Source organism: Clostridium weizhouense, from assembly GCF_019431045.1.
Taxonomy (GTDB): Bacteria; Bacillota; Clostridia; order Clostridiales; family Clostridiaceae; genus Clostridium; species Clostridium weizhouense.
In genome coordinates this window covers 155,006-167,529 of sequence record NZ_JAHXPT010000010.1, presented here as the reverse complement: position 1 = coordinate 167,529, position 12,524 = coordinate 155,006, and the positions used below count along the sequence as shown (strand labels likewise).

The window sequence follows — 12,524 nt, the reverse complement described above, 5'->3', positions numbered from 1 at the left end:
ATTCAGTCTTTTTAATTATTGTACAATATATAAATAAGTATCTAAGCTTTTATCTACAGCACTAGCTACCATATTTATAAAATCTTTTGTATTTTCTGTTGTACTTGCTATTTCTAAAGCTTTCATATATTCATCTCTATCTTCATTCTTAATAACTGATATTGGATAACCACTTCTCATAAGAATTAAATTCATAAGAAGTCTTGCGCTTCTGCCATTGCCATCAATAAAAGGATGTATATATACATATCTAAAATGAAATTCTGCTGCTAATTCTATTGGATGCAATTTTTCCTTATTATCTTTATACCATTCAACAAGCTCTTTCATTTTTTCAGGTACTAAAATATGTTCTACTGGTCTATGACTGCTACCACTTATAAGAACATTTGTAGTTCTATACTCTCCAGCTCCTTTAGAATTAATACTTTTTAATATTATATAATGTAAATCTTTAATTACTCTTTCAGAAATATCAATGTCCTTGCTTACAATATCATCAATATAATCTATTGCTTCCTTATGATTTATAACCTCTAAATGTTCTCTTAATGTTTTTCCTTTACCTATAGTAATTCCATCTTCTAAAATAACTTTAGTTTCAGTTACAGTTAAAGTATTTCCTTCTATTGCATTAGAATTATAAGTCAGTTCTACATCAAAGTATCTTTTTAAATTATCTAAAACTTCTTTTTTTAAAGGTCTTTTACTATCCAAAATAGATTTTTTACTATCTATATTTTCAAACATAATTCATCACCTACGCTTTATCCAATCTTTTCAAACATATATTTTTTTAGCTTTGTTATTATTTCTCCTAGATTACCATTAAACAATTTTTCATTAAGTCTGTCAAATCCGCCACCTTGAGTCTTAAAGCTTCCAGTATCTAAAGTTTCTTTATCTATTACCACTTCTTTTAGCATTACCTTTTCTATTCTATTAATCCAATTTTCTTGAGGCTTTGTTAAATAATATTCTCTTTTTATTTTTGTAATTGCTCTTTTTACTCTTTCCTCATTAGATTCTAGTGGACTTCCTAAAGCTTGTTGTCTTATAAATGCAATAATATCTGCTACTATTTCTTCATTTTTTAAGTCTTTCCAAGCTGTTTTTAAATATTCTTCATTAAATCCATTGTTATCTAATATAGCTTTAAGCTGTTTTAGCGTTTCCTTAGTTAAATCCTGTGGTCTTGTACAAACAACTTCTAAAGCTTGAATTGTATTTTTATTTTCCTCAATATATTTTTTAAACTCTTCAATATAATCTTCTGGCTTTTTGCCTTTACCATATCCTCTTGTATGTGATACTACTTTATCTTCTTTATCTGAAACAATTATAATTTCATCATTTCTATACTTTTCATCTAAGTATTCAATTAATGCATTATTTCTGATTATCTCTTTAGCAGCTTCATCTGTATCAAATTCTTTAAGTTCCTTTATAAATTCTTCAGGAGTTTTATCATTACAAAGACTTTTGAATATTAATCTTTCATTTTCATCTATTAATTTCTTTTTTCTTTGCATTTTTGCTATTACTTTATTTATAGCTGCTTCTTTTTCTTCACTACTCTCTGTTCTCTCTAATGTTTCCTTCAAGACTTTAAAAGTTGTATTTGCAGTAGCTGCAATTGGCTTCATATTTGTCATATCTTGAAGTGCTTCATAAAGTCTTACACAGTCAAATATTTCAAAATGAGTTTTATTTATTTCATCACAAAGACGAGTTGCTCTACCTAGCATTTGCTCATAAAGTATTCTTGACTTTACTCTTCTTAAAAATACTATTTTATCAATTCTAGGTACATCAATCCCTGTAGATAATAAGTCAACTGTAACCGCAACATTTGGATATCTCTCATTTTTAAACTTTTTAATAGCTAAGTCTGCATCTTTTATAGATCCTGTTATCTTTAAAATAGAATCATCATCTACTCCACCTATAGTTTCTCTAAAAATGTCTTTTAATAATCTAACTATCATATCTGCATGAGCATCACTTGCTGCAAATATTAAAGTCTTTCCTTCATCATTTTCAGGATCAATATATTTTGCTATTTCTTCTAATGCAGCTTTTGTATGTGATTCTATAATTACTTTTTTATTAAATTGATCTATTTCAAAATCTACATCATCTTCTAATTCTGCTCCATTAATAAGCTCACCAGTAAACTTATTATATTTTGCCACTTTATCACCTTTATTATAATGAACCCCCTCACGAGTAAGCTCTGTTTCTATAAGATGAGGTGGTTCATGATCTACAAGATATCCATCTATAACAGCCTCTCTATAACTATAGTTATATACAGGCTTTCCAAATATCACTGTTGTATGAAGTGCTGGTGTAGCTGTAAGTGCAACCTTGAAAGCATCAAAATATTCTATTACTTTCTTATACTTACTTAAAAAATCTCTATTATCTCTCCATTCAACCTCTTCACCAGTCATTTCTTTATCTAAAGTATAACCCCTGTGAGCTTCATCAATTATTATACAATCATAATCACCAACAGAAGGCACATTAGTTTCATCTTCATTGTACATAATTCTTTTAACCATAGCTTGTACAGTAGCTATATGAATTTTTGTTTCTTTATCAATAAGTTTTTCATCTAGACCATTAATATTATATATTTGATTTAATGTTTTTAAATCTTCTATCTTAACTTCCTTAAATGTATCTAAAGCTTGATCTCCAAGTGAAGTTCTATCAACTAAAAATAAAATTCTTCTATATCTATTAGTCTTAAGTAATCTATATATTAATCCTAAAACTGTTCTTGTTTTACCTGTTCCAGTTGCCATAGTTATTAAAGCTGTTTCTTTTCCTTCTATAATAGCTTTTTCTACTGCTTTTATAGCTTCAACTTGATAATATCTAAGACCTATACTATTTTCTGATTGTAAAAATTCAAAGGATAATTCATCTAAAGTTTTATTTGCTTCTTCAACATTTTCTTCAAGCATTACTTCAAGTTTTTCTGGTGAATACCACCCTTGAAGCACTTTTTTATTATTCCTTGAATTTCTGCAATCTAAAAAATGAACTCCACTCTTTTCTTCAATCTCTCTTATGTACTTTCTGCCATTTGTAGCAAATAAAAATGGTACTTTATAATTATTCCATTTAGAAACTACATAATCTTCATGCTCTTCCTTTACGCCTTCAGCATAAACTTTAGTTTCAACCATAGTTCCTGCAACATCTTTAGAATATTTCTTAGCTTCTATAAATCCTACTAATCTTTCACCAATAAATAAAGCATAATCAACTGCTCCATTACCTTTATCCTTTGAATAAGTTGGCCATTCAGAAATAGCTAAATTTCTTCCCTTTTGAGGTCTTGTCCCCTTTGAATATCTAAGATTAACAGTATCAGCTTCCCACCCAGCTCCTTGAAGCTGTGCATCTATTATTCTTCTTGTTTCTGCTTCACTTAATTCAATCTTTCTACTAGCTTTCTTCCCTTGTTCTTTACGCTTTTCTAACTCTTCCTTGTCTTTTTCTTGAGCTTTTAAAGCATTAAGTTCTTTTTCTAAAGCTTTGTACTTTTCTTCGTATTCCTTCGTTATGTCATTAACATTTTCACCATATTCATTTTCCTGTGGCATCTCAAAAGCTTTAGGCTCAAAACTCCAATCTCCATAAGTCTGCATAAACCAAATAGCTAATTTAAATGTCAACTCTAATTGAACCTTTGCTTTTTCAACATCCTCATATCCACTATGTGCTGCACTATTTCTCTTTATTCTAAGCAAATGAAGTATATTATCAATATCCTCAGGAATTAAATCTTCCTTCTTTAATAGCTTAATTCTATTGTTATGATTATTGTCATGAGATATTAATGTGTCATCAATCTCTTCCATAGAAAACATAAACTGAACCACAATTTCCCCAAACATACCACACTTAATAAATGTAGTATTTGAATCTATATAAAGGTTTCTCTCTGCTAGCTTTCCTAAGTTTTCAAGTATAGACCACTTTTCTTTTAAAAAAGCAAAATTACTCATCCAATCTTCCTCTCTTTTCATATATAGCCATAATATAACATAGTTATATTATACTCTATATTAAAAATACTTCACATATGTTTTTATTAGTAAGCATAACCTGTACATATCTCCTCTAAAAAATTAAAAGCTTAATTTAATAAAAACCAAAATATGAACTAATATTATTATTTATTTTAATTTCTTTTTAAAATTACTTTTTGCAGATAGAATTGAACTTATAAATATTATTAGACAAATTACACTTGTAAAAGCAATAATTATTGCCATTACTTTACTTTCAGGGGCATTGGGGACTATATCTCCATAACCTATTGTAGTAAATGTAACGATGGTATAATAAAATAAGTCCAATATACCAATTTCATTTGTTGTAACTGAGCAAAGATAAGCCTCACCATTTATGTTATAAATCATTAATACTCCTAACAATAAGTTTATTATTATTATAAACAATAGAAATAGTGCACCAATCCATATATTTTTTAAAATTTCTTTATTCTCTTCAATGTCATAATTTATACTCTCATCACTAATAAAATAGAATGGATTTATTGTAATATTTATTAATAAATCAAGATTTAATATATAATTTATTGTAAGACCAAAGAAAACGAAATAATAATGTTTAACTATTTCATCTTTTAAAAATATCAAAAAAAAACTATATACAAATGTACATATGAAACTAAGTGTTAGTTCTTTGCTAGCTTTGTTATTTTTAATGTTACTAATATACTCACTGAGTTTAATTATAATTAATGAAGGTATACCAAAAAAGAAATACATTATATAACTATACTTCAACATAAATAAAAGTCTACATTACATAAATTATTACTAAAATACACTATTTTTAAGAAGGTAAGTCTTCTTTCTAATTGGTATATTAATAATCTAATTACTTTTTATCTTATAAACCTGCTTTATTAAACTAAAAATATACTCAAGTTCTTCATCATCAAATATTTGAATTTCATAATCTCCATTTCCCCAATGACCTGTATTTGACATATCTTTTGCAATATTTTTAGAATCATCTATAGTACCTATTTTAGTGTTTAACCAAAGTTTTAACGCTCTCCTTTGCAAATGAATATCAATCATAATTTTATTATTATATACGAAACCTATTTCTAATTTCTTAGCTTTTATGGTTATGTTATCATTTAATGAAAATATAAATTCTTTAATCTTGTTATATAAATCAATAATATCTTCTGATGAATTTTTAAAATGGTCGTCTTCTGTATATACCATTACTTCTTTATTAACAAGACTAGCTCCTTCATTTGATGTTGTTATGGTTTTTATGGATTCAGATATTTTAGATGGTTTTATAGCATTAAAATAAACAGTATTATTTGAAAATTTCTTAACTTCCCACAATTCAAAAGGTAAATCTTTAAAATTAATTGACTCCTTTTGATAGTTATTAAATGCTGGTGATACAAATATAACTCTTGATTGTGACCAATCAACATCATCTCTCTTTAAAGTAGTATTGCAATTTTCATTGTATTCAAGTATAAAATCTGCTTTATTATTTAGAAGTAATGATAAATAAGCATATCCTTGATCTATAACACTAAGACTACGTATATTCTTATACTCAATTATTACAAAAGCTTTACTACTTTCATCAAAGGCCAAAGTATCTAATCTAAAGTTATTAAAAGAAAATTCTCTTTTAACAAACTTTAATCCAAATATTTTTTCTAAATTACTTTCACATAATTTATGTAATTCTATTTCCTTTTTAAAAGGAATTTCTCTTATTTCTTCTAGCTTTTCTCCATTTATATTGTATAAAAACATATATTTTCTCCTACTTTTATTAAGTTAACATCTTTTATTTCATTATAAAAAATATCATAATCTCTCGTTAACGTTATTAAATTAATTAGATTTTTTAATGTAGCATTCATATTTATTAATAACTTTTCTACCTCTACTTTATAAAAAACCTCTTCAATTAACATTTACCTAACAATATACCTTCTCCAAAACTATCCCATCACCAAATCCACCACGTTCCTCTTTCTTTTCTTCTCTTTTTCTCATCAAATCCTCTTCACAATATCCCAAATCATTTGCAAGTCCAATTAATACTTCCATAACATCAGCAAGTTCTTCTAAGTTTTTTGCTTCTAGGTATTCATTTACTTCTTCCATAAGCTTTTTTTCTAGAAGCTCACTTTTCTCTTCTCCTTTAGCTATTCTAATATCACATTTCTTACCATTTGCTTTTATTATCTCTGGAATTCTATCTCTAACAAGTTTATTGTAAGTCTTCATAGACATCTGCTCCTTTTGAAATTAATACATCTATTTTTTTAATTACTTCTTTTGTTCAAATCTATTTTTATAATATTGCATAGTCCTATATTCTATTGCATCTCTAAAATGTTCCATAAAGCTTTTGTTATTTTTAAACTGTAAAAGTTCTTCAACTAAGCAAAAATCTTCACCATCTATATAAAAGAACTTACTATGAGTTTTTGATAAAAATTTTACTGGATTATCTTTTGCAAGCTTTATATACTTTTCTTTATCCCAGTTTTTAAAATCTGCTGTACTTTTATGTTTTAACATATCTATCCCATTAGAAGGTTTTGAGTAAAATTCTTTAAAACTTTTATAAATATCATCATTATCTATTCTTATTTTTAAATTTCCTTCATTATAGAAAGCTAAAAGTATTGGCATCTTATAGGTTTTACTCATTGAAGTAGTTTCTAACATGTTTATAAATTCATATGCTAAAGAATTCATACTGTTTTCTTCTTCTATTAACTCTCCTAAGTTTCTTAAAAAACTCATGTAATCATTAAATACATTGACTTTTGACTTATTTCTCATATTTGAATAAATATCATCATCCATATAAGTGAATAATTCCACTCTTGAAGGTCTATGTCCTAGTTCATCTTTAATTCTTAAAAATTCTTCTTTAATCTTATCTTTGATATTCATTTCTTTTGAGGCTAGTTTCTTAAATATATCCACTAATCTAAAGTCAAAGTCTACTCTACAATCTTCTGGATATTCTTCTTCATTAGGTATTCCTCTTTTAGATTCAACTCTTGAATATTGTTTGCCACTTAATAAGAATGGTAAAAGATCTGCTTTTTTATAGTTACCTATAAAATCAAGTACATTTAAGTATTTCTTTTCTTTATATTTTCTAAGTCCTCTTCCTAGTTGTTGCAAGAATACTGTTGGAGATTGTGTTGGTCTTAAGAACATTACCATATCTATTGAAGGTATATCTAATCCTTCATTAAACATATCAACTGAAAATATTACTTTTATTTCTCCCTTAGTCAATTTGTTTAATGCATCATTTCTATTTGCACAGTATTCTCCATTTTCTCCGCTGTATACTGCTACTGCACTTATTCCCTTTTCAGTAAAGTATTTTGCCATATATTCTGCATGTTTCTTTGATGTACAAAAGCCTAGTGATTTATTTGAATTATACTTTTTATAATGGTTTAGAATAAGTTCTCCTCTTCTATTAAGCATTAAAGCATCTTCTAATTCTTTATCATTATACTTACCATTTTTGAATTCTACATCCTCATAATTTACAGTTTCATCATAAATTCCATAATATCTAAACGGAACAAGATATCCTTTATTTATTGCATCATTAACCCTTATTTCATAAACAGTATTATAATCACAAAGTGAAAATACATCTTTATTATCAAGTCTTTCAGGTGTTGCAGTTAATCCAAGCATAAACTTTGGAGTAAAATAATCTAGGATTTTTCTGTAGTTACTAGATACTGCATGATGAAATTCATCTATTATTATGTAATCAAAATAGTCTTTCTTAAAATAAGCTTCATTTAAATAGTCATCTTTACCTAAGGTTTGTACCAATGCAAAAATCATTGACTTATTATTATCCTTAGTATTGTTATAAAAGAATCCTATATCATCACTCTTTCTAACATTCTTAAAACTTACAGCCGCTTGTTTAATTATTTCTTCTCTATGAGCAACAAATAAAATCTTACTCGCTTTTATAGAATCAAAGGCTCCTAAATAAGTTTTTCCAATTCCAGTAGCTGCAACAATTAACGCTTTGTCAAAACCTTCTTCTCTGGAATTTTCTAAAGCATATAAGGCTTCTATCTGTGCTCCTCTAGGTTCAAATAATTGTATTAAATTATCTTTTTCAATGTCTTTAGGATTTATTTCTTCATTATTATCATTTGCAATTGAATTTTTTTCATCCTTATTATTTATATAAATATTTCCTTTAGTTTTAGTTTCTTCTTCCTTAGCCTTATCTATATCCTTATAAATCCGTGGTCTTTTCCAACTCTCTGAATATTGTTTCATTACTTCATCATTAATAATTACAGAATGATTATTAAACAAATCTTCAAATGTACTATAAAATTCCTTAAAGTCATTTGGATTTTGAGAACGTAAAAATCTATAGTTCCATTCAATAGAATCAGTTAAAGCTCCCCTTGAAATATTAGATGATCCTATATAAATTTCACTATCATCTTCATTATGGAACATATATGACTTTGGATGAAATGATCTGTATGGTACATTATAAAATCTTAAATCAAATTTATCCTTAAGCTCCCTTTTAAGCATATAAAGAGCTGTTGGAGATGTAATATTCAAATAACTTCCTGTTAGAATTCTAATACTAACCCCTCTATCTATTGCTTCCTTTAAATCATTTAAAATAAGCTTAACACCAGAATCCATCAGAAAAGAAACTATTACGTCAATCTTATTTGCTTTTTTAAAACTATCCTTTAATCTATAATAAAAATAATTTTTATCACCTGTTATGGAATTATATGTACCTTTACTATTTTGTATAGTTTCTTTAAAACCTATATTTCCATTAAAATCTTCTAAATTATAGTATTTTTCTATTTTATTCACCAAATCACCTGATTTATATTATTATAAGAATATTTTACCACAATATTATGTTTTATTATTTTAAATTTATAAAAAAATAAGAGTCTAAATTACATAGACTCTATTTCACTATTATAAATATTTCTTTTAACAACAACCACTTCAAAAGATCTTTTTTCCGCTCCATACCTACACATCTTATCTTCTTTACAATATTTAAGTTTCCAATCACTAAAAAAATACTTTATATCATCTTCATTAAAAAATCTCTTATATCCAGCATTAGTTAAATAAAAATGCTTTTCTATTTCTTTTCCTTTATTTGATCCATAGTTAAAATCATTTAAAGAATTAACTCTACATATTAAAACAGCATCATCTTTAAGTATCCTCTTTATTTCCTTTAATATGTTTTTTGTAGTTTTTTCATTAAAATAATGTAATGATAAATCAGCTATTATCATACCAATACTTTCATTTTCAAAAGGTATATTATATGAAACATCAACATTTAGCACCTTTACATCAGGAATATTCTTTTTTACAACTTCTAATGCTTCTTCACTATTATCACAAGCTATTATATTTTTATATCCTCTTTCTATTAAATATAATGAATCAGCTCCACTTCCGCATCCTAAATCAAGTATTACATCATTTTTATGTTTTTCTAATATATCTTGAAATTTGTCTAACCATAAATCAAATATGATATCTTTATTCTTAATATTTTTATAAACTTCATTCCAGTATTTATTATTACTTTGCATAAGGTTCTCCTTATTATATTTATTTTTTAATCATATTTTACCATAAAAAAATCGCTAAGCGACTGTGGAGCGTCGATTTTTTTTAGCCATGTACCCTTTCCAAACGTAGTGCAGGAATAATGGTGCGGCATATGATCATTTTTTATTCTTTAGGTGGTACTTATAATACCTATAAAATAAGATATTCTAAAAATTATACTCAAATTTTAAAATATATAAATTCCTAAAGGATAAAAAAATAAGTGCAGATATTAAACCATTTAATTAATGATTTATATCTACACTTATATATCTCAAAATAAACTTTTAAACTACTTCATCTAATTCTCTTATTAAATCATCCACCAAGTCATCATCTTCTTTCTCTAATTTTTCTTCTGACTCTGAAAAATATGCCATATGTTTATTCTCCTCTATTTTATCACTGTAATCACTTTTATCAATGTTTTGCCTTATCACAACTGATAATGCAAATAAAGCTAATCCATAAAAAATATATGGAGATATTGAAGCAATGTAATAATTAATCACCTCTGTTAATTGGCTTTTAATCTGAAATCCTTTTAAAACTAAATCTTTAATATGTTTATATCCTGCATAAGTATTAAATACTGCAAATATCCCCATAATTATTGCACTTATATTTAATATAGTTGTAACTCTAAAAGTTCGTTCAATTTTTGCTTTCATTAATATTCCCTCCCATATTTATTTAATTGTCCTTTACTTATTTTCATTTTTTATGAATAATAAATTTCCTCCTTTTAATCCCCATATCTCATCAAGATAAGTACATACTTTTTTTGAATGGGTTACAATAATAACACATTTATTATGTTCATGAGCTAATGATACTAATATTTTCATTATCTTATCTTCAGTATCACCATCTAAATTTCCTGTTGGTTCATCTGCAATTATTATATCTGGATTATTTGCAAGAGCTCTAGCTATTCCTATACGTTGTTGCTCTCCTCCTGATAACTTTAAAACCTTTCTATTTGCTTTATCTTCATCAATTCCAACATCTTTTAATAAATTATAAACAAACTTTGTTTCATTTTTTTCTTTAACTCCACTTATGTTCATTGATAGTAAAATATTCTCTTTTGCAGTAGCGTTTAATAATAAATTATATCCTTGAAATATAACCCCAATATCTTTTGCTCTATAATCATCTCTATCAACTTTTCTTAAACTTTTATCCTTATATAAAACTTTTCCAACTGAACAGGTATCAAGACCTGAAATTACAGAAAGTAATGTACTTTTTCCTGCTCCTGATTTTCCTATTATTCCATAAACCTTCCCAGGTTCAAAATCTATATTTATATTATTAAAAATATATTTTTTGGTACCTTCATATCTATAACCTACATCTTTCAAACTTAATAAACTCATATTCTTAATTCCTTTCTGTTAGTATTTTTCTTGGTTCATATCTATTTATGTATAAAATTCCTATACTGACAGATATTATTCCAAGTAATAGAGCTATTAAAGCAATTCCTAAAATAGCTTCGCTACTTAAATATACATCTAACTTATCAATTGGTGGTGCTGAATTTGTCGCACCCATAGCTATAGTCATCATTGTTGAAGCACCTTCTTTTTGAGCATCTAATTGACCTTGAAGAAGCATGTTAGAAATAGGTTGAGCTGATAAACTACCTATGCCTATACCTACAATTAATGAGATTCCTATCATAAATAATGTTTCAAAAATTAATCCTAAAGCTACTTTACCTTTTTTCATTCCCATAGCTCTAAGTACTCCAATTTCATATTTTCTTTCACGAATACCTAATATTGAAATTAAGATTAATATACTACCACCAAATCCTAAAACTAAAAACATAAATATATTAGATACCTTTTTTAATCCTTCTATAGGTTTAACAATATTATTATAAGTTGTAGAATCTGTTTGTACATCGAATAAATCATTTAATCCTTTTTTATGTGCCTCCTTATTAAAATCCTCTAATAAATCTGGATTCTTTAGAAAGTATTGTGCATCAATGTTAATTAAATCTTTATCCTTTTTTACTTTGTTATTGTATGTTTTTAAAGTATCATATGTTGTAATGATTTCATTTCTTCTATTTAATATAGGATGTTTAATCCCCATATTGTCAGATTTTGCCCCATCATAATATATTCCTGAAACTGTTAATTCTAATGCCTCAAAATTATCTGGATCATCAGGATTTTTTATGCTTAACTTATCTCCAACCTTTAAATTATTTAATTTTGCAAAATCTTCACTTATCATAGCTTCGCCATCTTTTTCTGGCATTTTTCCATCAGTAATTTTTCTTGTGCTATTATTAAACTCTTCTCTACCTGCTTTATTAAGTCCACCCAAAATGTTTAAGTAACCAGTTTTAGCATTTTCTGATCTGCCACTTCCTCCTATTACGTTCATACCAACTGCATTACCATTTTCTTTGTTTCTTTTTTCAGCTTCATCTTGATCTAATGCTTTAATCTTATCGTTATAACCAATAAAACTAGAACTAAATACTGTTTCCTTAAGATATTCAGAATCAGCAAGTTTTTCTTTGATATCATTTGAAATTCCGTCACTTAAACCTGACATATCACCTTTTTGCATTTTTTCTTGCATTTTCTTTTCATTTTGCTGAATAAATACTTCTGAGCCAAATTTATTTTTATAATCCTGTATTATCTGATTAGAAGCTGTGTTGATTATAACTGAAATAGCTGTACATGAAAGTATCGCTATAGTTATAATACCTAACAAGAAATTTCGCCCTTTATTTCTTGTCAAATTCTTTATTGAGTTTTTTAAAATATACAT

11 protein-coding genes are annotated in these 12,524 nt (G+C 26.5%); all 11 read right to left on the bottom strand.

What is annotated here, in order from left to right:
* Positions 1 to 15: 15 nt before the first annotated feature.
* Positions 16 to 750 (bottom strand): Fic family protein, encoded by a 735-nt coding sequence (locus tag KYD98_RS12975; RefSeq protein ID WP_219780473.1) that lies wholly within the window; start codon positions 748 to 750, stop codon positions 16 to 18.
* Between the two features lie 17 nt (positions 751 to 767).
* Complete coding sequence (gene hsdR, locus KYD98_RS12970) at positions 768 to 4,025, bottom strand: type I restriction-modification system endonuclease (RefSeq protein WP_219780472.1); 3,258 nt, start codon at positions 4,023 to 4,025, stop codon at positions 768 to 770.
* Between the two features lie 171 nt (positions 4,026 to 4,196).
* Positions 4,197 to 4,442 carry a potassium channel family protein gene (locus KYD98_RS12965; protein WP_219780471.1) on the bottom strand — a complete coding sequence of 82 codons (246 nt, stop codon included), beginning with the start codon at positions 4,440 to 4,442 and terminating at the stop codon, positions 4,197 to 4,199.
* A 480-nt stretch (positions 4,443 to 4,922) separates the two neighbouring features.
* Positions 4,923 to 5,843: a DUF5655 domain-containing protein gene (locus KYD98_RS12960; protein WP_219780470.1), complete on the bottom strand. Its 921-nt coding sequence runs from the start codon at positions 5,841 to 5,843 to the stop codon at positions 4,923 to 4,925.
* The gene (locus tag KYD98_RS12955; RefSeq protein ID WP_219780469.1) at positions 5,825 to 6,007 is read right to left on the bottom strand and encodes a hypothetical protein; all 183 of its coding nucleotides are present in this window, start codon (positions 6,005 to 6,007) and stop codon (positions 5,825 to 5,827) included. The genes KYD98_RS12960 and KYD98_RS12955 overlap by 19 nt, the downstream gene beginning before the upstream one ends.
* A 4-nt stretch (positions 6,008 to 6,011) precedes the next feature.
* Entirely contained in the window at positions 6,012 to 6,323 is a 312-nt protein-coding gene (locus KYD98_RS12950; protein WP_219780468.1) for a nucleoside triphosphate pyrophosphohydrolase, read from the bottom strand.
* A 42-nt stretch (positions 6,324 to 6,365) separates the two neighbouring features.
* A complete protein-coding gene (locus KYD98_RS12945; protein WP_219780491.1) occupies positions 6,366 to 8,942 on the bottom strand; it encodes a DEAD/DEAH box helicase family protein in 2,577 nt (858 codons plus the stop codon).
* Between the two features lie 98 nt (positions 8,943 to 9,040).
* Positions 9,041 to 9,700: a class I SAM-dependent methyltransferase gene (locus KYD98_RS12940; protein ID WP_219780467.1), complete on the bottom strand. Its 660-nt coding sequence runs from the start codon at positions 9,698 to 9,700 to the stop codon at positions 9,041 to 9,043.
* Positions 9,701 to 10,006: 306 nt separating this feature from the next.
* On the bottom strand, positions 10,007 to 10,390 hold the full coding sequence (locus KYD98_RS12935; protein ID WP_219780466.1) for a hypothetical protein: 384 nt from the start codon (positions 10,388 to 10,390) through the stop codon (positions 10,007 to 10,009).
* A gap of 33 nt (positions 10,391 to 10,423) precedes the next feature.
* Positions 10,424 to 11,101, bottom strand: coding sequence for an ABC transporter ATP-binding protein (locus tag KYD98_RS12930; RefSeq protein ID WP_219780465.1), 678 nt, complete (start codon positions 11,099 to 11,101; stop codon positions 10,424 to 10,426).
* 4 nt (positions 11,102 to 11,105) lie between these two features.
* Entirely contained in the window at positions 11,106 to 12,524 is a 1,419-nt protein-coding gene (locus KYD98_RS12925; protein WP_219780464.1) for an ABC transporter permease, read from the bottom strand.

Coding starts and splice junctions, on each gene's coding strand:
- KYD98_RS12975 (WP_219780473.1), bottom strand. CDS start 750: ATGTTTGAAAATATAGATAGTAAAAAATCTATTTTGGATAGTAAAAGA.
- hsdR (WP_219780472.1), bottom strand. CDS start 4,025: ATGAGTAATTTTGCTTTTTTAAAAGAAAAGTGGTCTATACTTGAAAAC.
- KYD98_RS12965 (WP_219780471.1), bottom strand. CDS start 4,442: ATGATTTATAACATAAATGGTGAGGCTTATCTTTGCTCAGTTACAACA.
- KYD98_RS12960 (WP_219780470.1), bottom strand. CDS start 5,843: ATGTTTTTATACAATATAAATGGAGAAAAGCTAGAAGAAATAAGAGAA.
- KYD98_RS12955 (WP_219780469.1), bottom strand. CDS start 6,007: ATGTTAATTGAAGAGGTTTTTTATAAAGTAGAGGTAGAAAAGTTATTA.
- KYD98_RS12950 (WP_219780468.1), bottom strand. CDS start 6,323: ATGAAGACTTACAATAAACTTGTTAGAGATAGAATTCCAGAGATAATA.
- KYD98_RS12940 (WP_219780467.1), bottom strand. CDS start 9,700: ATGCAAAGTAATAATAAATACTGGAATGAAGTTTATAAAAATATTAAG.
- KYD98_RS12935 (WP_219780466.1), bottom strand. CDS start 10,390: ATGAAAGCAAAAATTGAACGAACTTTTAGAGTTACAACTATATTAAAT.
- KYD98_RS12930 (WP_219780465.1), bottom strand. CDS start 11,101: ATGAGTTTATTAAGTTTGAAAGATGTAGGTTATAGATATGAAGGTACC.
- KYD98_RS12925 (WP_219780464.1), bottom strand. CDS start 12,524: ATGTATATTTTAAAAAACTCAATAAAGAATTTGACAAGAAATAAAGGG.